Source organism: Chloroflexota bacterium (assembly GCA_020161265.1).
Taxonomy (GTDB): Bacteria; Chloroflexota; Chloroflexia; order Chloroflexales; family Herpetosiphonaceae; genus Herpetosiphon.
The window spans coordinates 295,969-321,151 of sequence record JAIUOC010000008.1 but is presented as its reverse complement, the minus strand read 5'-3'; the positions used below and the strand labels follow the sequence as shown (position 1 = coordinate 321,151).

The following is a 25,183-nucleotide window of genomic DNA, read 5'->3' as shown; positions in this document are numbered from 1 at the left end:
GTACTACTTTAATATACAATGCAAGCGATTCGCTGGTTATTAAGGATAAACCATATGGCTGATGTACCAGTGGCTGCTGGCCCACCACAGGAATCGTATCTACGGCTATTTCTGCGCTTTTTGCGCTTTGGTTTTTTGGCTTGGGGCGGGCCGGTCGCCCAAATTGCCATGATTCGCCAAGAGTTGGTTGAGGAAGAGCGTTGGATCGAGCGCGAACATTTTAATCGGGTGCTGGCAGTTTACCAAGCCTTGCCTGGGCCAGAAGCCCATGAACTATGCGTTTATTTTGGTATGATTGCGCGTGGTCGAATCGGCGCAGTATTGGCGGGTTTAGGGTTTATGTTGCCTGGCTTTGTGCTGATGCTGTTGCTTTCGTGGGCTTATGTGGCCTATGGTATCACTGCTGCTGGCATTGGGGCGATCTTATTTGGCTTCAAGCCAGCCGTGGCGGCCTTAATTATTCGGGCAGTACATCGGATTGGCGAGCATGCTTTGACCAATCGCTGGCTTTGGGCAATTGCGCTTGGCGCGGGGCTTGCCACAATCCTGGGCGTACATTTTATCGCGATTTTGCTGCTAGCTGGAATATTTTATTGGTTATTGCAACGGCCTAAATTAGCCCAAACCAGTTTGCATGGCTCGTGGTTGCCGTTGTTGGCGCTGGCTATTTTGGCTGCGCCGAGTGTGCTAAGTTTATTTGGCTATGGCTTGCGCACCGGTTTGCTAACCTTTGGCGGAGCCTACACGGCCATCCCATTTTTACAGCACGATGCGGTAACCGTCGGCGGCTGGATGACCAACGAGCAATTTATTGATGGATTAGCGTTATCGGGTATTTTGCCAGCGCCGCTAATTATTTTCTCGACGTTTGTGGGGTATCTTGGTGGGGGCTTTGCTGGAGCGTTGGCCTTGACCGCAGGCACATTTTTGCCAGCATTTTTATTTACAATTGTTGGTCACCACTGGCTCGAACGGATTATCGCTAACGCTGCTACTCACGCCTTTCTTGATGCAATTACAGCGGCAGTGGTTGGCTTAATTACTGTTACCACCAGCCAATTGATTTTTGCTGCTTGGCCGCGTGAAGTGGCTCCTGCATTGCTGGCCTTGGCAATTGCCGCGCTTAGCTTGTGGGTGCTCTATCGTTGGAAGGCCAAGTGGGTCACGGCGGCGGTAGTGCTTGGTTCGGGAGTGCTTGGGCTGTTATCACTGCTGATTTAAGTTTGATTGATCCACGAAGAACACGAAGGGTTGAAACCGCGAAGGACACGAAGAATGCGAAGGATGGGAGTGTCCAACTTCCTGACCCCCGATCCCCAGCCCCTGAACCCTATGTTCTATGTTCTTTGCTCTATGTTCTAATATTCATCCCTCATCCCTCATCCTTCATCCTTTGGTCACCTGTGCTATACTGCTTAGAAATGCAACGCTGCAACGAGTGTAGAATCGTGGATGTTCTGGAGGGTGCGATGAGGCTCCTGTCGGTTAGTGACGAAGTAGTTAGCATGTTGCAAACATCGGCGCTGCGCCAACGTGTAGGGTCGATCGATGCGATCGTCGGCTGTGGTGATTTACCACCGAGTTACCTTGAGTATCTGGTTTCGATGCTCAATGTACCTTGCTTTTACGTTAACGGCAATCATGATGCGCCTGAGCAACATGAAGACGGCAGAGTTTCAGTCAAACCCCAGGGCTGCGATAACCTCGATTTGCGAGTTGAAGCGGTGGGCGGGCTATTAATTGCCGGGGCTGGCGGCGTGTTACGCTATCGGCCAGGTGAACATCAATATAGCGAAGCTGAGTGGGCATGGCGCATGACCATGCTGAGCGCACGGGTCTTTTTTGCCCAAATGCGCTACCGTCAGCGGCTTGATGTGTTAATTACCCATACGCCACCAGCAGGCTTGCACGATGGCATTGGCGCACATCGCGGGCCACAAGCGCTACGGCGCTTTATTGATCGGATTGCACCACGCTATGTTATCCATGGCCATGTGCATTTAAATTATGGTTATGGCGACCAACGGCCTTTGCAATATGGTGATACACTGATTGTAAATACCCATGGCTATCGCTTGCTCGATCTTGAGCCAATGCCGGCCTTGAGCAAGGCCCAAGCCAGTTAACCATGATCTCAAAGTTGAACAGTATGCAGCGACGCTCCCCACGGGGGCGTTTTTGCTTTGGGAGTCAGCAATGCTAACGTATTTGGTCACGCTAACCATTATCGTCGATCGGGCAATCTATGAACCACATTTGCCCGATCATTTAGCATACTTGGCCCAGCTTAAAGCCGCTGGCCACTTGTTGCTCTCTGGCCCCGCCACTGATCGTCGGGGTGGCTTTGTCTTGTTGCAGGCCGATTCATTGGCTACTGCAAGAGATCTTGTCGAAGGTGACCCATTAGTAGCGCGTGGCTTGGATTCCTACGAGATTCGCGAATGGCGAATTACCGAGGGCCAGCCCCAGCAGATTGTTCCATCGTAGTAACAAATCAATCAGGCAAACACACATTTGGTGTTCAATTCGGCCAAGCTCGCCGACACCAAGGAGGAACTTAAGATGGGCTACAATCAATGGATCGATCAGCAAGTTGATAGTGATTTTCAAAAGGCGCGATTTAGCGCGTTTTTGAATGCAATAAAAGCGCGTTTGCGCGACGAACCACAAACGCTCTTACCATTTGAAGAGGTTCGTGCTCGCCTCAATATTCGCAGCCAAACCGATCGAGGCATGCAAATTGTGCCGTTGCAATCGATTATTGGCAGCGAAGGCCGTTATAGCGATTTCGACCGCCAATTTTTGCCGCGTCACGAGGTAACCAAAGCCCGTTGGAAAAATGTTGATCGGGCACATTATAACGATGTGATGCTCCCGCCAATCGAGCTGTATCAAATTGGCGAGGTCTATTTTGTGCGCGATGGCAATCATCGAGTGTCAGTCGCTCGCCAACAGGGCCAAGATTTTATCGATGCCCATGTGATCGAATTGCTCAGCGATGTGCCGATCAAGCCAACCATGACCCAAGATGAATTAAATCAATTGGAAGAACGCTCAGATTTTTTGGAATGGACTAATTTGGCGCAGTTGCGGCCTGAAGCCCAATTTATCGAGCTAACCACGCCTGGCGGCTATTTGGATCTGATTCGGCATATCAACGGCCATCGCTATTTCAAATCGTTGGAGCTTGGCGAGGAGCCAACCAGCGAAGAGGCGATTTTGAGTTGGTACGATAATATTTATAAGCCATTAATCGACGAAATTTATGATACTGGGATTTTGGCGGCCTTCCCTGAGCGCACCGCCACCGACTTGTATCTGTGGATTATGGATCATCGTCATTATCTGACCCAGACTGAGGGGATTGATCCAGGCCCGAAAACTGCTGCGATCGACTATACCCGCCATTTTGGTGAGCGCAAAAATCGGGTTAAGCTGCCCGATCCGCCCAGCAATGCCGAACTAGAGTTTATTCAGTGGAGCAAACTCAATGTGCTGCGCCAAGATGTGCGTGTGCCACTCAGCAACGATAACGATTATGCTCGGATCAAATTACATGTGATCGATCATCAATATTTTATGGGCAAGGATCTTGATCGCGAAGTCACGTTCGAGGAAGCTGTACAAAGTTGGTACGATACGGTGTATCGCCCAGTAACCCAAGCGATCGCCCAGCAACATATTGGTGAGATGTTTCCAAGGCATACAATCGGCGATTTGTATTTGTTGATCACCGATTATTTGCATATGCTACGTGGTCAGGGCGTGGAGATTCAGCCCGTGCAAGCGGCGCGTGAATATGCCGAACGCTTTGGCAGCGAACGCGGAGCCTTTCTGACAGGCGTGTTGCATCGAGCACGGCGGCTGATGAAACGAGCCTTTGCAACAACATAGTTACATAATTGTGACCTAATTTTCAGCATTGCAGCCCTGGTTGTGCGCTATAATGACCCCACAGGATAGCCCAACCATGGGCTTTTTGTTTGAGTAGGTTTCATGCAAATAGCTTTAGTTCATGATTATTTGAATCAATATGGTGGCGCGGAACGGGTGCTCGAAGTGTTGCACGCCATGTTTCCGCAAGCGCCAATTTATACATCAATTTACGATGCCGAAGCCATGCCCAGCCACTATCGTAGTTGGGATATTCGAACCTCGTTTATGCAAAAGCTACCAGGTTGGCGCAAGCATTTTCGTAAATATTTTTTGCTCTATCCTAGTGCCTTCGAGCATTTCGATCTGAGCGCCTACGATTTGGTTATCAGCTCATCAAGCGCTTATGCCAAGGGCGTAATTACCAAGCCTGGCGCTCGCCATTTGTGCTATTGCCATACCCCAATGCGCTTTGCTTGGCGTACCGACGATTATGTCAAACGCGAGCAGATTAGCGGGATCTTTGGGGCGATTCTGCCCTTCTTTTTGACCTACCTGCGCATGTGGGATGTCCAATCGTCAAGCCGCGTCGATCGCTTTATTGCCAACTCGCGCACGGTTGCTGATCGGATTGGCCATTTCTACAAGCGCCCTTCAACAATCATCACGCCGCCTGTTGAATTGCAACCATTTGAGCCGCAACCAGCCGAAGATTTTTATCTGGCGGGCGGACGGCTTGTGCCCTACAAACGACTTGATTTGGCGATCAAAGCGTGTACCAAACTTGGTTTGCCCTTGGTGATTTTTGGCGATGGCCGCGATCGCGCCGAGCTTGAAAAAGTGGCGGGGCCAAGCGTGCGCTTCGTCGGCAAAGTTGATGATGCGACCTTGCGCAGTTTATATGCCCGTTGTCGCGCCTACCTCATGCCAGGCGAAGAAGATGCAGGCATTCAGCCGCTCGAAGCCATGGGCGCAGGCCGCCCCGTGATCGCCTACCAAGCAGGCGGCGCACTCGATAGCGTGATCGAAGGCCAAACAGGGCGTTTTTTCAGCCAACAAACTGTCGAAGATCTGGCGGCAGCCATCCTTGCTAGCCAAAACGATCACTACGAGCCAACGGCGATTCGCGCTCATGCCGAGCAATTTGCCCGTCCTTCCTTCGAGGCACGGATTCGGGCCGAAGTCGAAGCGGTATTACACGAAGGATGAAGGATGAATTATGAGGGATGAAAGTTTAGAGCAGAGAACATAGTCATTAGGGGTTAGGGGCTGGGGAAGGATGAAGGATGAATTATGAGGGATGAAAGTTTAGAGCAGAGAACATAGTCATTAGGGGTCAGGGGCTGGGGATCGGGGGTCGGGAAGCTGGATATTCACATTCTTCGTGCTCTTCGTGTTCTTCGCGGTTTCAGCCCTTCGTGCCCTTTGTGTCCTTCGTGGATCAAAATAAGGATAGATATATGGAATTACGGCGATATATTGCGATTATTCAACGCTCGTGGTGGCTGGTGCTGGGTGTGCCGCTGCTGGTGCTGTTGGTTTCGCTGATCAGCTTTCAGCCTGATCCACAGCGCTATCGGGTCAATGCCAAATTTGCCATCACCCACGCTCCAGTCGGCGGCAACGAAGTATTGCCCGATATGAATATTTACAATTCATGGCAAAGCACCCAATTTATTGTTGATGATTTGCCGAGTGTTGTGCGCACCGAAGCCTTTGCCCAAGCCGTTAGCACCTGGATCACCAGCAATCGCAATATTCAGCTTGATGCTGGCGCAGTCAAAGGCATGATTACCGCAGTTGAGCAGGAGCATCGCATCGCGACAATTATTGTCGATGCTGATACTGCTGATCAGGCGACGGCGATTGCCGCTGGCAGCATTGCGGTGCTCGATGAGCAAGGCCTGCAATGGTGGGATCGCGCTCAATGGGGCACGCTGGCGGTCGAAACGCTCGAACTACCAACCACTGCTAGTGCATTAAGTCGTTGGCCACAGCCAATCACTCGTTTGGCTTTGCGCTTGGTGTTGGCTTTAGTGGCGGGGCTGGGCTTGGCCTTCTTGCGCCACTATCTTGATCGCACCGTGCGTGAACAGAGCGATTTGGCTCAGCTAAATGTGCCAGTGCTCGTAGCTATTCCAAAGGAGTCGTAATGCTTCGACCTCAAGATTATCTGGCGATGTTGCTACGGCGCTGGTGGGTAATTGTGCTGATTGGTTTTGCCAGCGCAGCTGCTGCTTATGGATTCAGCAAATTGCAAACGCCCTTGTATCGCGCCCAAACCACCTATAACGTGATCACCAGTCGCTACGATCAAGGCTTGACCATGCAATTGCCCAGTGTCATGGGCAACTGGCCTGGCCAATTGACCGATGCCCGTTTGCAAGAAATTAGCAACCAATTACAGCTTGATCGCACGCCTGATTATTTGCGCAAATATATTGCGATTCAGCCGCAGCCCGATCAATTGCTGCTGACGATCAACGTTGATTATCCCGATGCTAAAAAAGCGGTTGAATTGGCCGATGCCTTGGGCGAAACGCTCAAAAGCGAAGTTGCTGGCTTGAATGCGCTGCGTTTGAGTACCGATGCAATTAATATTCGGGTGCAGCAGCCAGCCAAATATATTGAGTTAGCCTCGCCCAAAACCAAAATCAATGTGTTGGCGGGCGGTATTTTAGGCGGAATTATCGGTATTTTGGTGGCCTTTGCCCTAGAATATTTTGACGATCGGATTAAATCCAACAACGATATTGAACGCTGGACTGGCCTACCAACCTTGGGCAGCATTCCCGAATACTAAGCGTCGGCCTGAGCCAACCAATTAGATAGAGGTAGTTATTGTGGCATTAGATTTAATCACGTTGCGCGATCCACGGGCCGCCGCCGCCGAAGCCTATCGCACCTTGCGCACCAATATTCAATTTTCGTCGATTGAGCGCAAATTGCACACGATTTTGGTGACCAGCAGCGTACCCGATGAAGATAAAAGCAGCGCTCTCGCCAATTTGGCGGTAACCTTTGCCCAAGCCGAGCAACGGGTGATTGTGCTTGATTGCGATTTGCGCCGCCCAAGCTTACATAGCCTATTTGGGGTGAGCAATGAGCGTGGCCTGAGCCACGCCATGAACCAAAACAGCGATTTGCCAGTTCTCAAAACCGAGATCGATGGCCTACAGATTTTGCCTGCTGGCGAAACGCCGCCCAGCCCAGCCGATTTGCTCAGCTCCAAGCGCTTGGATAGCGTGTTGCGCGACCTGAAACAGCAAGCCGATATTGTGTTGATCGATGCGCCGCCCGTTTTAGCGGCCAGCGATGCAGCCTTGTTGGCAACCAAAGTTGATGGTGTGGTGCTGGTGACCAAGGCTGGCAAAACTCGCCGCGACAGTGCTCGCGAGGCCGTGGCTTTGTTGCAACGAGTCAACGCCCATATTGTGGGGGTGATTTTGACCAACGCCAAACTTGAACGCGAACGCTACGCCCGCTATTAAGCCGTATAATCAGCTAAGTAGCAACTAGACCCTTCTCTAATTGATGAGAAGGGTTTATACATTCTTACTTATTTTATCCAGCAGCACTGCTTCACCACCCTTCCGTCCCGCCTCAAGGCGGGAAACGCAGGGGGTTTTCATCCCCCTGCATCCCCTAATACTTGTCTGCTGGATTGTCATCATGGTTGTGATGAATCCAACCTTCGAAGTTGGCGGGAATGTATAAACCTGATTTGTCGATTTGAGAAGGGTTTCATTAATTTTTGCTCCAGCATTGTTCAATCACTATTACTCTCATTTGGAGCGTTGTATGTGTGGCATTACGGGCCATCTCGAATGGCATGGCACGGCGCAAACCGCCATTCTTGAGCAGCAAACCGAGGCGATTCGCCATCGTGGGCCGGATAGTGCGGGCTTTTTTTGCGTTGATCAAGTGGCGTTGGGCATGCGGCGCTTGGCAATTATCGACCTAACCAGTGGCGATCAGCCGATGTTTAGTCGTGATGGCGATTTAGCATTGGTGTTCAACGGCGAAATTTATAATTTTCAGGCTTTGCGCCAGCAATTGCAGCAACTCGGCCAACATTTCGCCACCAATAGCGATACCGAAGTGATTGTGCGGGGGATTGAGCAATGGGGTATTTTGGGCTGTGTGCAACGCTTGAATGGCATGTTTGCCTTGGCAATTTGGCAGCACCAAGCCCAACGCCTGACCTTGGTACGCGATCGACTGGGCATCAAGCCGCTCTATTGGTATGCCGATGCCCAACGCTTAGTATTTGGCTCGGAAATCAAGGCAATTTTGGCTCATCCAGCAGTGCCACGCCAAATCAATCTGCAAGGCTTGGCCAATTATCTGAGTTTTGGCCATAGCCTCGCACCGCAAACTATGTTCCAAGCTATTTATAAAGTTGAGCCAGCCCATATTTTGACATGGGATGTTGCCAGCCGTGATATGCAGCAGCAACGCTATTGGCAATTGCAGCCCAATCCAATCGCGATTACGCCCGCCGAAGCCGCCGCCGAATGCTATAGTCGTTTGCGCGAAGCCGTGCGCTTGCAACTGATTAGCGATGTGCCGCTGGGTGCGTTTCTTAGTGGCGGGCTTGATTCAAGCATTATCGTGGGCTTGATGCAGCGCTTGGGAGCAGCCCCAATCAACACATTTAGCGTGGGTTTTGAGCATGCAGGCTTCAATGAATTGCCCGATGCGGCGCTCGTAGCCCAACATTTTGGCACCAAGCATCATGAACTGCGCTTGAATGCCAACGATTTAGTCGGCGCTTTGCAAGCCTTGGTTTATCACTACGATGAGCCATTTGGCGATGCCGCAGGCTTACCGGTATACCTTGTTTCACGCTTTGCCCGCGAACATGTCAAAGTGGTGCTGACGGGCGAAGGCAGCGATGAACAATGGGCCGGTTATCGGCGTTATCAAGCCGAATTGATCGCTCGGATGGCGCAGTATTTGCCTGGGCGTAACGCAATTGCTGCGCTGATTCGCCAGTTGCCCCGTAATCGTCGCCTAAAGCAGGCAATTCGCACCTTAGATCAGCGTGATCCAGGGCGGCGCTACGCTGCATGGCTGACGATTGCCGATTTGCAACAGCGCCAACGTTTGCTGCAACCACAGATCAGTAGCGCGTTAGCCGAGTATGCGCCTGAGCAAATCTATGATCAGGTGTATCCGCGCAGCGGCGCAGCCTTGACCAATATGGGCTTGGCCGATTTGCAAACCTGGCTACCCGATACCTATTTGGAAAAAGTCGATAAGGCCTCGATGGCTGCCAGTATCGAGGCGCGGGTGCCATTTCTTGACCATACCTTGGTTGAATGGACGATGAATTTGCCGCCAACACTTAAACTGCGTGGCACAAAAACCAAGTGGTTGCTACGCCAAGCTTTTGGCGAAATGTTGCCGGAACGAACTTTGCGCAAGCCTAAACATGGCTTTGCAGTACCAACTGATCCATGGTTTCGTGGAGCATTGAGCAACTGGACAGCCGAAATTTTGTTTGATCAACGCACGCTCAGCCGTGGTTTGTTCAATCCGCACGAAGTCCAACGCATCTATCAAGCCCATCGCGATGGCAAAGAAACCGCAGATACCGTATTATGGTTACTACTGAACATCGAACTTTGGCAACGGATCTATCTTGATCGCGAGGAACGGCTATGAATCAACCTTTAGTGCTGCATATTGCAACTGCCGATATGGGCTTGCGCTTTTTACTGCTTGAACAGATGCAGGCAATTCAACATGCAGGCTATCAGGTGCGCGGAGTTGCCAGCGATGGCCCTTATCGCGCCGAGGTTGAGGCCGCTGGAATTCCGGTCGATGTGATTAAAATGCCCCGCGCAGTTACCCCAAACCGCGATTTGTTGGCGTTAACCCAGCTCGTGCGCTTATTTCGTGAACTCAAACCAACGATTGTGCATACCCATAATCCTAAACCTGGTTTGCTTGGTCAGCTAGCGGCGCGAATTGCTGGCGTGCCAATTATTATCAACACCATTCATGGATTTTATTTTCATGAGCATTCGAGCCCCAATCAGCGGCGCTTCTACATTGCCATGGAGAAAATTGCTGCTCGTTGTTCACATGCGATTCTTTCGCAAAACCGCGAAGATCTGAATGCAGCCCTCGCACTCAAGATTGCGCGGCCAGAGCAAATTAGCTTTTTGGGCAATGGTATCAATTTACAAATGTTTGATCGGCGGGCCGTGAGCCAAGCCGAAATGCAAGCCGCCCGCCAAGAACTGGGTATTCCCGCTGAGGCCCAAGTGATTGGAGCAGTTGGACGTTTGGTTGCCGAAAAGGGCTATCACGAGTTGTTTCAGGCTTGCCAACAACTGATGGCAACCCGCCCCAATTTACATTTGCTGGTGGTTGGCCCCGAAGAACCACATAAAGCCGATGGCCTGACCGCCGCAACCGCCGCCAACTATGGTATTGCTGAGCGCACCCATTTTGCAGGCCTGCGCCGCGATATGCCAGTGCTATATCGGTTGATGGATGTTTTGGCCCATCCTTCGTATCGCGAGGGCTTTCCGCGTGCGCCAATGGAAGCGACCGCAATGGGTGTGCCAGTGGTTGCCAGCGATATACGCGGTTGCCGCGAAACGGTTATCCATAGCCTTAACGGCATGTTGGTGCCAGTGCGCGATGCAGCGGCCTTAGCGCATAGCCTTGGCCGCATGATCGACGATCGGGTGTTACGTGAGGCCTTTGCGCGGCTAACCCGGCGGGTTGCTCAGCGCGAGTTTGATCAACAACGGGTATTTGATCGAGTGCTGTTGACCTATGCCAAGCAATTACAAGCCCATGGGTTGACTGTGCCCGAATCAATTCAGAGCCAAGCCTCAACTTAATCGTGGCCTTGAATATATTTGGGCAGCATTTGCTCCCAATATGGCCAATCGTGAGCCCAGCCATCCCAAACCCGCAGCGCATTGCCTACGCCATGATTCCATAAATTGCTAGAGAGCACTTCGTTGCTCTGGTAGCTGGGGTCGTCGCGGCCAATCGCCAAAATAATATCGAGTTGGCGCAAATGGGCGAGTTGTGCCGCATCGTGTAAATTGGCAGTGTACTCGGTCGGTGTATTGAAATAAACCTGCTCATCGCTGTAGCCATCCATAAATGAGCGCATGTTGTAGCGACCACTCAAGCCCAAACAACGCCGAAACAGTTGGGGGTGGCGCAAGGCAATATTAACCGCATGAAACGCTCCGAACGAACAGCCAAGGCTCATCAAAAATTGATTTTGGTTGAAATTGCGTAGCCAAGGCACAACTTCGCCAATTAAATATTGTTCATATTGCAGATGGCGGCCAATTCGTCCGCTGGGATGCGCCCATTTGCAATACCAACTTTCGGCATCAACGCTATCGACGCAAATTAGTTGTAGCCAACCACGCTCAAGGTGCTCGGCCAAAATGCCAGTCATATTGCGATCTTCAAACTCGAAAAAACGCCCCATTGAGGTGGGGAAGACCAAAACTGGTGCGCCATGGTGTCCAAATAACAACAACTCCATGTCGCGGCCAAGCGCTGAACTATGCCAACGATGATATGAACGATGCATCGGCGTTCCTCACACTGAGAACCATCACTGCGAGTATAGCATGAACCACCGCTTGCAGCTTAACAAAATTGCCAAAGCAGGCTACAATAGCACAAATATGCTATAGGCTAAGGATGGCTTTTGACCATGGATTTCACTGCTGCAATGCCCGCCAACCCGCTCGAAAAACCTGGCTACCGCCTAGATTTTCAGGATGAATTTGCTAACGAGCAGCTTGATCAAGCCAAGTGGCTGCCCTATTATCTGCCGCAATGGAGTTCGCGTGAACGCTCAACTCCCCGTTATCAGCTTGCCAACCAGCGCCTGATGCTCGAAATTCAAGCTGATCAAGCGCCGTGGTGTCCCGAATTCGATGGACAAACTCGCTGCTCTTCGGTGCAAACGGGAGTATTTAGCGGAGCATTGGGCAGCCCAGATGGGCAACATCGTTTTAACCGAGCTTGTGTGGTGCGCGAATTGCAAGATTCAGTTCGCACCTATACTCCGCAGTATGGCTATTTTGAAATGCGAGCCAAAGCCACAATTGGCCCAAATAATGTCGTCGCCTTGTGGATGATTGGCTTTGAAGATCAGCCCGAATATTCCGGTGAGCTGGCAATTATGGAGATTAAAGGCTGGAATATTGGCGCTGAGGGCTTGAAATTAGGTTATGGAATACATCCTTGGGGCGATTCGCAGCTAACTGACGAGTTTTTTGAGGATGAAGTGGCGATCAAGGTGAGCGATTATCATATTTATGCCGCCGAATGGACACCCAGCCACATCGATATTTATCTTGATAAGCGTAAATTGCGCACAATTCAGCAATCGCCCAACTATCCAATGCAATTTATGCTGGGTATCTACGATTTGCCGCAGCGCCAACCAAGCACCGCTCAGTATCCGCAGCAATTCGAAATTGATTATGTGCGTGGCTATCAGCGAGTAAGCTAGCAATCAGGGATCAGGCCAAAACCTGATCCCCAGCCCCCAACAACCGATCCCCAAAGACTACAATTTTGAAAGAATCGAGGCCAAACGTCGCCGAAAGGGCAGATCAAACAACGAGCGCAGCACTTTAGGCGCATTCAACTGAAGCTGATCATGCTCTTGCTGCTTGGCAGCTTGATAGGCCAAGAGTGCACTGTTTTCAGGGTTTTCGGCTAAACTTTGTTCAACTACCGCCAACGCTACCTCGGCATCCTGCAAATCGCCCAGATAATCTTGAGCGGTGACTAATTGCTCAAGCAGCGACTCATGTTCTTCGGCCAAAGCTGCACTAAATAGCTCAAGCGTATAGCGCAGATGCTTAATTTCAATTCGCAGGCGGTGCAAACTCTCCACTGGTGCATCATTTAAGATCACATCGTAGGCGCGAATACGCTCGTAGTGGCTCCAAACCGTGCTGCCAACCCAATGGCGCACCAAACTACGCTCGACTCGGCCCTCGCTGGTATCGGCTTCGCGCACTCCAGCGCCCGCAGTCAGCACAAAATCGGTCAAACGCTGGGCAAATTTGCTGGCTTTGCGGCTTTCCAAAAAGCTCAATAATTCAACCCGTGCTGCATCACGCTGCTGGCTGATCGACTCGATCAAGGGTGTATAGCCTGCTTGTTCTTCCTCAGGCAAGTCGGCGCGATGATCGTCGAGTTTACCCAAAAACACATCGGCATCGCGCACCGCGCCCAAAACGCTAGCCCATTGGCGCAAACCCCGCCGCAATTTGGCCACAATTTCTGGTTCGTAGAGGGTTTCGCCCAAAATTGCCAAAATTGTGCGCAAGCGCCGAGTTGCCACGCGCATCTGATGCACACCCTCGGAATCATCACCAACTACCGCGATCGGCCAAGCTTTATGTAATTTCAGCACATGTTTGGCCAAAATTGAGCGACCTGCCTCGGCCAAATTGTTGGTTGACTCCATCGGGGTGCGATCAACGGCTTGTTTGAGTTGTTCGAGATGCTCGGCATGGTTCAAGAGCAGCATTCCGCGCTGGCTCTTGGAGCGAGTTTCTGGCTCCAGCGGCAGTTGCGTGGTGTAAATCGAAGCCAACACCGCTAGATCGGCAGCAGTGCCCACGCCTTTGAGTTCAATTTCGATCTCATGGAATGGCAACGAACGCTCACCACTGACCAACGAGCCACGATCAAGCGCCAATTCGGCAATCTCTTGGCCATCGCGCTCGATCCGCCAGAGCCGTCGTCGATTGCGCACGGTCAGCATTGGCAATAATGGCTCGTCACCGATTACTGCCTGCAGCGGCTCGCGAATCTCGCTGGGCCACAATTCAGGATGATCGCGCACATTCGGCGTAATTTCGTGCTCAAATTCTTGGCGTTGATGGACAGCACCTTTAACTTTACCCGGCAGTTTCAAGGTTAGCCATAATTGTTGATCAATCCGACGGATGCGTAGGGTATAGCGCTGCTGATCGAGTTGGCGGCTGGCGGTATCCAAAATGCTATCGCGAATTTCGACGGTTACCCGCTCGCCAAGGTTAAACGGCGCGATATTAATGGCTTCAAGTTGTTTGGGGCGAATCGGTTGCGTTGCGCGGTATTTGGCTTCTTGTTCCATGGATCATCTCCGTGACAACATCATCCAGCGGTCAGTATAGCATGGGGCTTGATTTGAGCATAGAGCAAAATATCACCCCAAAGGGTGAGATGATTGATACATCCATAATGGGATATGTTGCGAATATCTACACAAGAACATCATACACATCATTGATGTTTGAATATATTTCTTGTTAGGGGGGGCAACGTATGAATGTGTCACGACGCGGATTCTTGAAAGGTGTCGGCGGTGGAATTGCGGTCGCAAGTTTTGCATCAATGTTCGGTCTGCATGATGTTTCAGCAGCCGATTACAACGCTCAAGCCCATGATGCCAAAGATACGCCACTGACGATTGTGTCGTTAGCCGCTACTGCTGAACGTCTGGCAATCACCTCGTATTACAACACGATCAAGGGCAATCCATTCGGGCTATCCGAAGCAGAATTATTGTATTTGAAGTATGCGCTTAGCTCAGAATTGCATCACCTTGAGGTTGTCGAAAGCTTTGGCGGTAAAGCACTGACCGATAAGTTCTATGTTCCCGCCAAGTTCTTGAGCGATTTTGGGGTCAACACCAACACCTTTATGGCAGCAGAAACGGCCTTTACTGGAGCATATCTGGCCGCAACTCGGCGTTTTGCTGAGCTTGGCGAACCACGTATCGCCGCAACGACCGCCCAGCATGCCGCAACCGAAGCCGAACACTTGGCGATCACCCGTGAGCTTGGTGGCTATTTGCCAAATCCAAATACCTTGCCCGCCCCAATCTACTACAACGTTTCCGATGCAGTGCCAACGCTTGGGCCTTTCTTGCAAGGCGGCGCAGGCTTCATCGGTCCAGTCGATTACCCAGGTGCTGATGCTGTGCGCATGTTGCTTGGCAAAGACATGGCCCTCAAAGTCCCACCATTCACTCAAGTCTTCTAGTATGTAACGGTTGCCTGCGATCGTTGAGCCACTGCGCTCTTTGATTTGCCCTGCGCTTGGTTTCCAGTAAGGCTGGCTGCTGTTACGGTGGCCAGCTAAACTTGCTTAATCTATATCATTTTCAAATGCTTACCATGCAATTGTACGATAGGAAGGTGATTGATATGCCAAAACGTGTCATGCTGATTTTAGGGTTATTGCTGGGGTTAACCCTTTGGCCCAAAGCAGCCTCAGCTCATGAAGTCTGCTTCCCCGAAGATCAAAGCCCGCATTGTTTGAGCGACCCATTTAGCGATTATTGGGAAGCCAACGGCGGCCTGCCCGTTTTTGGCTTCCCAATCACCACGGTCAACCGCGAACAAAATCGTGAAACTGGTAAAGTTTATCGCACCCAATGGATGGAACGCAATCGCTTTGAGTTGCATCCAGAAAATACGGGTACACCCTACGAGGTTTTGCTGGGCTTATTAGGTAAAGATCGCTTGGCTCAACTGGGCCGCCAACCTGATTCAGCAGAATCTGGGCCAAAGGCTGGCTGTTTGTGGTTCAAAGAAACTGGGCACAATGTTTGTGATCAAGGCAATGGCATTGGCTTCAAAAGCTATTGGCAAGCAAATGGCTTGAAAATCGATGGATTAGATGCCTACGCTCGTTCGTTACAGTTGTTTGGGTTGCCCTTGACTGAGCCAAAAATGGAGCGTAACAGCAGTGGCGATTTAGTCGAAACCCAATGGTTTGAGCGTGCTCGCTTCGAGTGGCATCCCAATAATCCCAATAATTTTAAGGTGTTGTTGGGCTTGCTCGGCAAAGAGGTGCGCGGAACAACCCCACCAACCACACCGCCAACCACTTCACCGCCAACGACCGCCAACTGCACTATGAACGCGCCAACGGTCACTGAAGGCGCACAGGCTTGGGTGGTTTATCCCGAAATTGCTAGCAATGCAACCCAAACGGTCTGCGTGCGCCTGACGATTAGTGCCAAGCCTAAGAGCGGAGCAACTGCCACCGTTGAAATCGATTTGGCCAGCGGAACCCAATCGCTGATTGGCTTGACCGATAGTAGCGGCATTGCCACGATTCAGTTCAAAGTTGGCAGTCAATCAAGCGGGCGACGCAATGATGTGCGGGCCAGCTTCAGCACAGGCCAAACTGCTACAACCAGCTTTGTCATCAAATAAGTTTTGTGATATTGAGCGCGTTGGGCAACTATCCAACGCGCTATGCTTGAAGATTAGGTTCATCCAAAACCTCGGCCAAATCGAGCAATTCTGGCTGGCTATATTCCAAGCCGCTAAACCAAATGCTCCACACTTGGCCTTGACTACGCCATTGCTCAACACAACTTTGGGCGATTTCACAGAAAATTTGCCAAGCGCCGTGATCATGGCGGCACAATTGATCGGCCTCATAGAAAATAATAATCAGACCTGTTGTTTCCAACCAACTTAAATCGTTTAACGCTTCTTCGAGCGCATCCCAATTGTGGCTAACATAGCTGGGGAACTGCAAGGCCTGACCACAAGCATGCAGCAAATCAGCCTTGCTGCTAATTTCGCGGCCATCAAGCTCAATAATTTGGAGTTGATGGTGTTGCACTCCCATCAACAAACGGGCAATATGCGAGGCTTGCACCCGATACAAACCCGATTGAGCGGGATCACGAGCTAGATTATTCAATTTCATTGGCGTACTCTCCGAAAACTTGCATAATGATCATCGGTGTAATACAACTCGCCATTATCGCCAGCCACAATGCGGCGTGCCCCACGATCGGCTGAGCCAGGCGTTTCGACCGTATATTCGCGATAGTAGCCGCGTGGTTTGCTCGGCAAAATTTGCTCACGATTGTTGAAAACTGCCCCATCTTTGCTATAGGGAAACGGCCCGCCCTGCTCGATTAATTCGATTGTTTCTTGAGCTTGAATTGGCAAATCGCCAAACGCCACATAGCGCAAACCAGCCGAATCGCGCTCAGGCGTGCGCGTAGCGCGGGCGGTTGGCGCAACGGTCGGGCTTGGCCGTGGTCGCGTGGTTGATTTGGCGGTCGGTATGGCCGTCTGGCGTGGCCGTGTGGTTGGTTTGGCGGTTGCCACAGCCGTTTGGCGTGGTCGCGTGGTCGCTTGTTGTGGCGTGCTCGATGGCAAGCCCCGCGAACTGATTTCGATGGTTGCAGTCAGGGTTGGGCTGGGCGTTGATTGATCGCTGCTGGGCAGATTGTTGAACCAAATCAAGCCGATTAAGATAATCAGGCCAAGGCCAAACTCCAAACCGCGACGTAAACGGGTTGACATTGCTATTTCCTCGCAAAAACACCCGACCGCACAGGCAGATCGGGTGTTGTAGTGTGATGCTGATTGTCGTTTAGGGCTTGATGCCTACTGCTTCACAAGCGGGTACTAATTTGACCGGACAAAGCTGTTGCGGCGACCAAAAATTGTCGCTCACGATTGTATCTTTGACCGTGGCTTTGGTAACCACCACTGGATTGAGCAAAATCGCCGGAACATTCATAATTCCGTTCGCCACCGTGCGATTATTGACCAAGTTGGTTGGAATTGGCTGACCAACCATCAAGGCATGAGCGATTTTGGCAGCAGCCTCGGCTTGAGGCCGAATCGCCTTATACACCGTCATATGTTGCTCGCCAGTGATGATCCGCTGCACGGCGGTGAGTTCAGCATCTTGGCCAGTAATCAAGGGCAATGGCTCAAGCTTGGCTGCTTGGACAGCAACTAGTGCGCCGCCAGCAGTCCCATCATTGGCCGCATAAATTCCGTCGATCTGATCGCCAGCTGCCAACATGCGTTCAACATATTGCTGGGCTTCGGCGGGCTTCCAATCGGGCGTATCAAACTCGCCAATAATCGTCAATTTGCCAGCAGCCACTAATGGATCAAAAACCTTTTTGGCTCCACGCTTGTACTCGCTGGCATTGTTATCACTGAGCGAGCCGTGAAGCAGCAGAATTTTGGGATTACTCAAGCCTCGCGCTGCAAGGCCGGCAATCAAGCTTTCGGCTTGTAATTCGCCGATTTTTTGGTTATCAAACGAGATATAGGCAGTAACGCCAGGCGAATTAAGAATCAGTCGATCATAGGCCACAACCGGAATCGATTGCTCAGCAGCATGATCGGCAATCGTGCGAGCATCGACCGAATCAACTGGATCAAGCACCAAAACTCGTGCCCCAGCCTTGATCGCCTCTTCGGCTTGCTGTTGTTGCAAGGTTGGATTATTTTGGGCGTTGTAGTACAACACCTGACAATCGTTGCAGAGCAAATTCATCTCGCGCTCGAACCATGGCCGATCCACAGTTTCATAGCGTTTGGTGGTTTGCTCTGGCAACAACAGCGCAATAATTTTGGCCTTGGGCGCATCTGCACCACCACATCCAACCAGCACCAGTAAAAGTACCAATAGCACAAACCTGCGTCGCATAGCTAAAACTCCTTGTGCATTGGCGGACGCTGGCTTCGTTTAGTGGGCAGTGGTATCCAACAACTGCTCGCTTAGCTCAACGAAACGGTCAATATCGGCCTTGATGGTGGCCAAACTTGCCCGCCAAAAATCGGGGGTCCGAATATCAATCCCAAAGCGTTCGGCCAAGGTTGCTGCGTCATGCTTGCCCGAAGCCGCCAATAAGTCATCGTATTTGGCCCGAAACTCGTCGGGTGTTGCCACATACTGGGCATATAAACCCAAACCAAACAGCAAGCCAAACATATACGGATAATTGTAAAATGAGCGTTCAGGGCTGTAGTAATGACCTTTGACCGCCCACATATACGGATGATAATACTGTTCGTCAAGGCCATCGCCATAGGTTTCAGCTTGGGCCTTGAGCATCAGGTCGTTAATTTCCTGCACGCTTAGCTCTCGCGCTTGACGGGCTTCGAACAGGCTTTGCTCGAAAATAAAGCGGCTGCTGATATCGACGACCAACTGACAGCTATTTTGCAATGACGATTCGATGATCGCTAATTGGGTGGCAGCATCAGCCTTAGCCAAGGCGGCGTTGCGCACAATCGTTTCACAGAAAATGCTGGCAGTTTCAGCCAAGGTCATCGGAATTTGGCGCTGCAATGGGGTGGTTTCGGCTAAGTTAAGGTTATGATAGCCGTGACCCAACTCATGTGCAAGGGTGCGCATTCCAGCAAACGAGGGCTTATAGTTGCTCAGGATGCGTGATTGATCGCCAACCAAACGCATACAGAATGCTCCATCACGTTTGCCAGCCCGTGGCTCAGCATCGATCCAGTTTTCGTCGAAGGCGCGGGCGGCATAATCACGCAAGCGTTGTGAATAGCTGCCGAAATGCTCCAAAATAAAGGCTTCCGATTCAGCGTATTCCCAAGTGCTGACATCGTTGCCAATCGGTGCAAAGAGATCGAACCATGCCAACCGTTCGCTGCCCACCAACCGCGCTTTGGCCCGCAAGTAGCGTCGGAAATCTGGAAAGGTTTCGCGGGCGGCGGTTAACATTGCATCGAGGGTTTGGCGATCAATATTGTTATCCGCCAGTGCCTCATCCAACGCTGTAGCCCAACCACGATGGCCAGCCAACGTGTTAACTTGGCCTTTGATGCTGTTGATTGCCGCTGCCATGGGCGTTTCGACCACTTTCCAGCCAGCCAATTCGGCCTCGTAAGCGCTGCGCCGAACTTCACGATTTGGATCAAACGCCAAGTTGCGCACCATGCTCATTGGCATATGCTTGGTTTCGCCAGCCTGGGTGACAGGCACGTTAAGCTGCGAGCTAACCACCGTATGCAATTTGCTCCAAGCGCTACCACCGCTCAAATTGAGTTCGACTGCCAAGACTTCTTCAGCAGGCGACATCAGGTGCAATGCTTCTTGTTTGGTTTTATGCAAAATAAAAGCATGCTCAGCGGCCAAACTTGATTGAGCAATCAATTGATCAATATCCAAGCCACCAATCCAAGCGACCCAGCGCAAACCCAATTGTTGCAATTGCATGCCTAATTGCTGCATTTCGCTAAACCGAGCTTGGGCTAGCGTATCACGGGTGTCGGTGGCGACAAAGCCCATCACATAGCTAAAATTGGTCATCATCGCATCTTGGGTTTTATTGAAGGCAGTAGTTACGCTTTCAAAGGTCGCGATCGTGGCCGAATCAAGCACTTGGTTTTCACTACGTTGGATAGCAGCTTGATCAAACAGGCTTTTGAGATCGCTCACTTGTTGCTTGATCCGTTGAAAGCCTTCGGCAAATTCAGGCGAGTCGAGGCTGGGGTAGACAACTGAAAGATCCCAGTGTGGGAGAGTTTGGGTAGTCATTTGGCTGATCCTTTCTCATCAACAACCCTAAAAAGCCGCAACGCCCCGCTGGTTAGCGTGGGCGTTCGTTTTGTGGTTCATTTCGGAAGTTGGGCAAGACTTGACGGGTAGATACTTGGTACCAATTGGCGATCCGTCGGAAGCGATCGCTATGCCGATAGAGTACTTCGGCTTGTTGGTTGATTGGAGCCAGACCGAGCACTTCGATCGATGGGCCAACCTGCTGCTCCAACAACGGCTGATAGAGCATCACCGAGGGCGCGAGGGCCAACCATTTGGCCTGAAACTCAGCATACAATTCGCGGCGGGTTTCTTGGCTGGTGGTTTGACGAGCACGCACCAACAAATCATCGATTGCTGGATCTTCGAGACCAGCAAAGTTGGCGGCGTTGACCTGCGACGAATGCCATAACTCGTAAACATCGGGGTCGCTGCCTAAATTCGACCAACCATGAATTGCCAAATCGAAGGTATGTTGGCTCAGTGTATCTTGCAAATTGCTGCTCGGAACCAATTGCAAACTGCTTGAAATGCCGACCGTAGCTAGTTGGGCTTGAATACGTTCGGCGATGGCGCTGCGTTCGGGGCTATTGGCACTAACCAAATCGAAGCGTAACAATTGGCCAGCCTTACGTCGCCACCCTTCAGCATCACGCTGCCAACCAGCTTGATCAAGCAACCCATTGGCGCGACTCTGCTCAGCGTCATCAATGTAGCCTGTCAGACCCTCAGCAACCGCCCACGACGAAGGCAAAATTGGCGAATTCAAAGGCAACGCGCGATTTTGCAAGACTTCAGTAATCAGCGTGGTTGGGTCAACTGCATAATCGATGGCTTGGCGCACCCGTAAATCATCAAGCGGCGGACGACGCAAATTAATCGTCAAGACCACATAATCAGCCAAGGGCGCACGCACTTGGCGATAGCCGATTGGCAAGGGTAATTCACCTTGCTCAGTCACATCATAGGCGAAAGCATCGACCAAATCACGGCGCAGCGCTTCGTGTGCAGCTTCCATAGTTGAGTAAAGCCGAAACTCCAGCCGCTCCAAATTGGGGCGACTATTGGGAATATTCGGGCGATAATCGGTGTTGGCCAATAGCTCGATTAAATTGCTATCGCGTTTGCCAAAGCGAAAACTGCCAGTACCAACTGGTTGCTGATTCCAAGCTTGCCATTGGTCGGGCGTGGCATTGCGCAACAGATGCGCGGGCAGAATTGGCACAGTTAGTTGGTTGAGGAAGGGCGCAAAAGCCACTGGCAAATTGAAACGCACAGTTTGCGGATTCAGCGCGGTGACAGCGATATTTTGCCAAGCCAACTTAAGGCTGGGGTCGCCATTAAATTGCGGGCTTTTGATCCAGTCGATCGTCCAGATCACATCGTTTGCAGAAAAAGGTGTGGCATCGTGCCAGCGCACATCGGTGCGCAAAGTCATGGTATAGACCAAATTATTGCTGCTGACCTGCCAATTTTCGGCGAGATCGGGCACGACCACGCCCGTTGCCTCGACGCGGGTCAAGCCTTCAAACAACAGTGCACTTAAGTCGGCCTCGGCGCGAGTTTGGGCACTACCGCGCAATGGGTTGAGATCATTGACCTCGCCGACCAAAGCCTCGCGATAGACCCCGCCAACGCCTGCTTCGCCGCCTGCTGTTGTTGCTAGCGCGAGATGCGCCAACAACAACAAAACCAGACTAGCACAAACCAACGTGGCTCCAATTTGCCAACGAATACGTCGAACCATACGCTTATACTGTTAATAAGAAGGGATGCACGAGTGCTAAAATAATTAACACGCTGGCGATCACAATCGTTACATTAAAGAGGGTTTTTTCAACGCCGCGGCGGGTGCGATAGGTGGCTGAGGTGTTGCGGCCACCCAAAACGCTCGCGCTATTGCCTTTGGCTTGTAAAAGCACCAAAGTAATCAAAGCAATCCCCAAAACAACTTCTGCCGAAAACAAATACGTTTGCACCTGGTAAACCTCCACAGTTGGCTGTGTCTAGTTAATTGTCAATAGATCGCTATTATAAACCAAGAATATAGAACGGGGGATCGGGGATCAGGGGCTAGGGATCAGATTAGGTTTTAGTTATTCCAACCCATCGCCTTCAGCCAATAGCCTTCAGCCGATAGCCTCACACCTCTGCGTTAAATTCCGATCCCCGATCCCCAACAACCAATCCCCGATAAAAAAACAACTCCCTTGCCCAAAGAACTGAGCAAAGGAGTTGAATGCTAATGAAGTTTAGCGATTTTTGGCCCATTTGCGATCGCGGCGGCGTTCGTCGGTGTTGAGGATACGCTTGCGAAGTCGGAAATGCAGCGGAGTTACTTCGAGCAATTCATCGTCGGCAAGGTATTCAATACAATCGTCGAGCGACATGTTGCGCGGTACGTCGAGGCGCAAGGCATCGTCGGCACCTGATGAACGCATATTGGTCAGTTGCTTTTTCTTACAGGCATTGACTTCAAGGTCTTCATCACGAATGTGTTGACCAATGATCATGCCTTCGTACACATCAACCCCTGAGCCAACAAATAATTGGCCGCGTTCTTGGGCGCTCGACAAGCCATAGCTGCTGGTTACACCTTGTTCCCAAGCAATCAACGAGCCAAATTGGCGGGTTTGCACGTCGCCAGCGTAGGGTTGATAGCCAGCAAACAAGCTGTTCATAATGCCTGTGCCCCGAGTTGCGGTCAGCAATTGTTGGCGGAAGCCCAACAAACCACGGGTTGGCACGTGATAGACGAATTGCACCGAACCTGAATCGCTAACACTCATGTCGCGCATGGTGCCACGGCGCAAGCCCATCAATTCGACCACTGAGCCTTGATAATCGGAATCAACTTCGATTTCGACCAATTCATATGGCTCGTGGCGCGTGCCATCAATCTCTTTATAAATCACTTCGGCTTTAGAAACTTGGAACTCATAGCCTTCGCGCCGCATATTTTCGATCAAAATGGCCAAGTGCAACTCACCGCGACCACTAACGCGGAAGGTATCGGCGTTGTCGGTATCTTCGACCTTCAAGGCCACGTCGCGCTCGGTTTCGCCATACAAGCGTTCGCGAATTTTGCGTGAGGTGACCAATTTGCCTTCGCGGCCGCTGAAGGGGCTGGTATTGACCCCGAAAGTCATCTGAACGGTTGGTTCTTCGACCTTGATTGGTGGTAAGGCGACTGGATTGTCTTTATCGGCAATCGTATCGCCAATCCCAGCATCGTTAATCCCAGTCATGGCGACAATATCGCCAGCCGTGATTTCCTCGACTTCGACCCGTTCCATGCCATAGTGGGTGAATACTTGCACCACTTTGGCGGGCTTGGGATCTTTGCCTGCGGCGATGTGAGCAACTGATTGGCCTTTGCGGATGGTTCCGCTATTCAAGCGACCAATGATGATTTTGCCTTTGTAATCATCGTACATGGTTGAAGTGACCAGCAATTGCGGCGGGCCATCGACATCAACATCAGGAGCGGGCACATATTGCAAAATCGTTTCAAATAGTGGAGTCAGCGAATCTTGCATCGCGTGGGGATCGTGACCAGCCGTGCCGGCAATCCCGCTGGCATAAACAATCGGGAATTCGGCTTGTTCTTCGGTTGCGCCCAAATCGATAAACAAATCGAAGGTTTCGTTGACGGCATAATTGGGGCGAGCGCTAGGGCGATCGACCTTATTGACGACAACAATTGCGCGATGGCCTTGTTCGAGAGCTTTGCGCAGCACGAACTTGGTTTGGGGCATTGGGCCTTCAACCGCATCGACCAACAGCAACACGCCATCGACCATGTTCAAAACCCGCTCAACCTCGCCACCGAAATCGGCGTGGCCTGGCGTATCGACAATATTAATCCGCACGCCGTTATATTCAACAGCGGTATTTTTGGCCATAATCGTGATCCCACGTTCGCGTTCGATGGCGTTGGAGTCCATCACCCGTTCAGCGACTTGTTGGTTCTCACGGAAAATCCGACTTTGCTTCAACATGGCATCAACCAAGGTCGTCTTGCCGTGGTCAACGTGGGCAATAATTGCGATATTGCGTAAATCAGTTCGTTGCATAACACACCAAAAACCTCGACCACAGGGGCCGAGGTAGCTCATTCAAACGTCAGCATGGCTATTGTACCACACGTTGTTTCGTTAATTCGTTCGCAAGGTTAGCTTGAGATACTGCGATTACAACCAACACAACCCGTGCCAATCGGTTAAACAACTCGGCGGGCTAACCCAGCCCGCCGCCCGAGCGGCTCTCCGCAACCACTCAGACCTACCTTCATGTCTCCAGCACCAAAGTAGGCAGCATCTGTTTTCCAGCAATAAGCATACCGCTAGTTGTGCGGTATCGTTATCGGCTCTAAGACTGATTTATTGGTTGATTCTTCCTGTAGAACTCTCCTTCGTGCTCTTCGTGTGCTTCGTGGTTTCGTTCCGCTAAACTCTCATTCAGCGTTTACCATAGCCAAATAAACGTAACGATTTTTCGCCTTCGTGAATAATGCCCTCGAATTGCATGCCGATCCGTTCAAGCACTTTAATTGATTGTTGATTTTCAAGCTGGGTTGTGGCGATAATTCGTGGCAGTTTGAGTGTATTAATTGCATAATTGAGCAAGGCTTGAGCTACTTCGGTGGCATAACCTTGGCCCCAATATTCGGGCAAAAAAGCGTAGCCAAGGTCAATTTCGGCTTCGGGCGAACGTTTGATCAAGCCCGCCATGCCAATTAATGTGCCAGCTAATTCTACGCCACACAAGCCCACTCCATAGCGCTCGTACATGCTCAGCGGGCCGCTGCTGAGGTAGGTTTCGGCATCATTAAGGGTATGCACATTGCGGTTGCCAATCCATTGCAGCCATGAGGGTTGATTGACTAGTTGCACAATAAATGCGCCATCGGCCAACCTAAATCGCCGAATCACTAAACGGGCGGTGTGAATTGTTTGCATGG

The 25,183-nt window shown here is 51.2% G+C and carries 23 protein-coding genes; 13 read left to right on the top strand and 10 right to left on the bottom strand.

The window, feature by feature from the left end:
* Window positions 1–54: 54 nt before the first annotated feature.
* From chrA to LCH85_19095, 10 genes are all read left to right on the top strand, one after another.
* Complete coding sequence (gene chrA / locus LCH85_19140; GenBank protein ID MCA0354117.1) at window positions 55–1,221, top strand: chromate efflux transporter; 1,167 nt, start codon at window positions 55–57, stop codon at window positions 1,219–1,221.
* A 284-nt stretch (window positions 1,222–1,505) separates the two neighbouring features.
* A complete protein-coding gene (locus LCH85_19135; protein MCA0354116.1) occupies window positions 1,506–2,126 on the top strand; it encodes a metallophosphoesterase in 621 nt (206 codons plus the stop codon).
* A gap of 70 nt (window positions 2,127–2,196) precedes the next feature.
* Window positions 2,197–2,487 carry a YciI family protein gene (locus LCH85_19130; protein MCA0354115.1) on the top strand — a complete coding sequence of 97 codons (291 nt, stop codon included), beginning with the start codon at window positions 2,197–2,199 and terminating at the stop codon, window positions 2,485–2,487.
* A gap of 75 nt (window positions 2,488–2,562) precedes the next feature.
* Window positions 2,563–3,894, top strand: a complete 1,332-nt coding sequence (locus tag LCH85_19125) for a hypothetical protein (GenBank protein ID MCA0354114.1) — start codon at window positions 2,563–2,565, stop codon at window positions 3,892–3,894.
* A 102-nt stretch (window positions 3,895–3,996) separates the two neighbouring features.
* Entirely contained in the window at window positions 3,997–5,082 is a 1,086-nt protein-coding gene (locus tag LCH85_19120; protein MCA0354113.1) for a glycosyltransferase, read from the top strand.
* A 251-nt stretch (window positions 5,083–5,333) separates the two neighbouring features.
* Entirely contained in the window at window positions 5,334–6,026 is a 693-nt protein-coding gene (locus LCH85_19115; GenBank protein ID MCA0354112.1) for a hypothetical protein, read from the top strand.
* Window positions 6,026–6,676 carry a lipopolysaccharide biosynthesis protein gene (locus LCH85_19110; protein MCA0354111.1) on the top strand — a complete coding sequence of 217 codons (651 nt, stop codon included), beginning with the start codon at window positions 6,026–6,028 and terminating at the stop codon, window positions 6,674–6,676. The genes LCH85_19115 and LCH85_19110 overlap by 1 nt, the downstream gene beginning before the upstream one ends.
* A 40-nt stretch (window positions 6,677–6,716) precedes the next feature.
* Complete coding sequence (locus LCH85_19105) at window positions 6,717–7,364, top strand: CpsD/CapB family tyrosine-protein kinase (GenBank protein MCA0354110.1); 648 nt, start codon at window positions 6,717–6,719, stop codon at window positions 7,362–7,364.
* A gap of 310 nt (window positions 7,365–7,674) precedes the next feature.
* The gene (gene asnB, locus LCH85_19100) at window positions 7,675–9,543 is read left to right on the top strand and encodes an asparagine synthase (glutamine-hydrolyzing) (GenBank protein MCA0354109.1); all 1,869 of its coding nucleotides are present in this window, start codon (window positions 7,675–7,677) and stop codon (window positions 9,541–9,543) included.
* Window positions 9,540–10,736, top strand: coding sequence for a glycosyltransferase family 4 protein (locus LCH85_19095; protein MCA0354108.1), 1,197 nt, complete (start codon window positions 9,540–9,542; stop codon window positions 10,734–10,736). The genes asnB and LCH85_19095 overlap by 4 nt, the downstream gene beginning before the upstream one ends.
* On the opposite strand, the gene LCH85_19090 is transcribed toward LCH85_19095, so the two are convergent.
* A complete protein-coding gene (locus LCH85_19090; GenBank protein ID MCA0354107.1) occupies window positions 10,733–11,452 on the bottom strand; it encodes an esterase in 720 nt (239 codons plus the stop codon). The genes LCH85_19095 and LCH85_19090 overlap by 4 nt on opposite strands.
* A 126-nt stretch (window positions 11,453–11,578) precedes the next feature.
* Here LCH85_19090 and LCH85_19085 point away from each other — a divergent pair, with 126 nt between their 5' ends.
* Window positions 11,579–12,385, top strand: coding sequence for a glycoside hydrolase family 16 protein (locus LCH85_19085; protein ID MCA0354106.1), 807 nt, complete (start codon window positions 11,579–11,581; stop codon window positions 12,383–12,385).
* A 57-nt stretch (window positions 12,386–12,442) separates the two neighbouring features.
* Here the strand turns inward: LCH85_19085 and LCH85_19080 are convergent, their stop codons facing one another.
* Window positions 12,443–14,008: a CHAD domain-containing protein gene (locus tag LCH85_19080; GenBank protein ID MCA0354105.1), complete on the bottom strand. Its 1,566-nt coding sequence runs from the start codon at window positions 14,006–14,008 to the stop codon at window positions 12,443–12,445.
* Window positions 14,009–14,199: 191 nt separating this feature from the next.
* On the opposite strand from LCH85_19080, the gene LCH85_19075 reads away from it, so the two are divergent.
* Together LCH85_19075 and LCH85_19070 are read left to right on the top strand one after the other, a co-directional pair.
* The gene (locus LCH85_19075) at window positions 14,200–14,919 is read left to right on the top strand and encodes a twin-arginine translocation signal domain-containing protein (GenBank protein ID MCA0354104.1); all 720 of its coding nucleotides are present in this window, start codon (window positions 14,200–14,202) and stop codon (window positions 14,917–14,919) included.
* 164 nt (window positions 14,920–15,083) lie between these two features.
* Complete coding sequence (locus LCH85_19070; GenBank protein MCA0354103.1) at window positions 15,084–16,100, top strand: hypothetical protein; 1,017 nt, start codon at window positions 15,084–15,086, stop codon at window positions 16,098–16,100.
* Window positions 16,101–16,140: 40 nt separating this feature from the next.
* On the opposite strand, the gene LCH85_19065 is transcribed toward LCH85_19070, so the two are convergent.
* From LCH85_19065 to LCH85_19030, 8 genes are all read right to left on the bottom strand, one after another.
* Entirely contained in the window at window positions 16,141–16,605 is a 465-nt protein-coding gene (locus LCH85_19065) for a barstar family protein (GenBank protein ID MCA0354102.1), read from the bottom strand.
* Window positions 16,602–16,973 (bottom strand): ribonuclease N, encoded by a 372-nt coding sequence (locus LCH85_19060; protein ID MCA0354101.1) that lies wholly within the window; start codon window positions 16,971–16,973, stop codon window positions 16,602–16,604. The genes LCH85_19065 and LCH85_19060 overlap by 4 nt, the downstream gene beginning before the upstream one ends.
* Before the next feature lie 310 nt (window positions 16,974–17,283).
* A complete protein-coding gene (locus LCH85_19055; GenBank protein ID MCA0354100.1) occupies window positions 17,284–18,360 on the bottom strand; it encodes a substrate-binding domain-containing protein in 1,077 nt (358 codons plus the stop codon).
* 39 nt (window positions 18,361–18,399) lie between these two features.
* A complete protein-coding gene (locus LCH85_19050) occupies window positions 18,400–20,220 on the bottom strand; it encodes a M3 family oligoendopeptidase (protein ID MCA0354099.1) in 1,821 nt (606 codons plus the stop codon).
* Window positions 20,221–20,272: 52 nt separating this feature from the next.
* Window positions 20,273–21,967, bottom strand: a complete 1,695-nt coding sequence (locus LCH85_19045; GenBank protein ID MCA0354098.1) for a peptide ABC transporter substrate-binding protein — start codon at window positions 21,965–21,967, stop codon at window positions 20,273–20,275.
* 4 nt (window positions 21,968–21,971) lie between these two features.
* Window positions 21,972–22,199, bottom strand: coding sequence for a preprotein translocase subunit SecG (secG, locus tag LCH85_19040; protein ID MCA0354097.1), 228 nt, complete (start codon window positions 22,197–22,199; stop codon window positions 21,972–21,974).
* Window positions 22,200–22,472: 273 nt separating this feature from the next.
* Window positions 22,473–24,296, bottom strand: coding sequence for a translational GTPase TypA (typA, locus tag LCH85_19035; protein ID MCA0354096.1), 1,824 nt, complete (start codon window positions 24,294–24,296; stop codon window positions 22,473–22,475).
* A 384-nt stretch (window positions 24,297–24,680) separates the two neighbouring features.
* On the bottom strand, window positions 24,681–25,181 hold the full coding sequence (locus tag LCH85_19030; protein MCA0354095.1) for a GNAT family N-acetyltransferase: 501 nt from the start codon (window positions 25,179–25,181) through the stop codon (window positions 24,681–24,683).
* Between the last annotated feature and the right edge of the window lie 2 nt (window positions 25,182–25,183).